Here is a 456-nt window from a genome sequence, read left to right as displayed (position 1 = left end):
CTGCTGTAACTGCATCAGTAACTGTTACTGTATCGGTACCCAAACCAGCATTGATTGTTTTCCATGCCAGGTTAGCGTAAGTTGTAGTGAACGCGTCATTACCTGTGCCGCCAGTGAAAGTTTGGTTAGCAGCAGTAGTAGCCAGTGTTACAGCATTTGTACCATTAGCCAGAACGAAGTTCTCAATCACTGCACTACCTGTGATAGTACCAGCAGTTGACAAAGTAACTGTTTCACCATTAGTACCAGCTACAGTACCAGCCGCTACGATTGTACCTGTAGCAGCAGCAAATTGTGCTGCTGACATTGTTACAGAACCACCTGTAGCAATTGTCAGATTTTCAAAACCAGTGACATTCGCGCCGCCGATATTGGAAGCTGTACCCAGAACCAATGTATCTGTACCTGCACCTGCACTGAAAGTACCAGTGTAAGAGAAGTTACCCAATGTCAATT

Annotated in this window: 1 pseudogene; it reads right to left on the bottom strand. The window is 45.2% G+C overall.

Annotation, left to right across the window (positions count from 1 at the left end):
* Positions 1-456: pseudogene (locus tag ACO0LN_RS30300) on the bottom strand (hypothetical protein); the annotation flags it as partial.

It is taken from the genome of Undibacterium sp. TC9W, assembly GCF_049339865.1.
In the GTDB taxonomy this organism is placed as follows: Bacteria; Pseudomonadota; Gammaproteobacteria; order Burkholderiales; family Burkholderiaceae_D; genus Undibacterium.
Note: the sequence above shows the minus strand (reverse complement) of the source record. Positions and strands in the feature narration are given on the sequence as shown.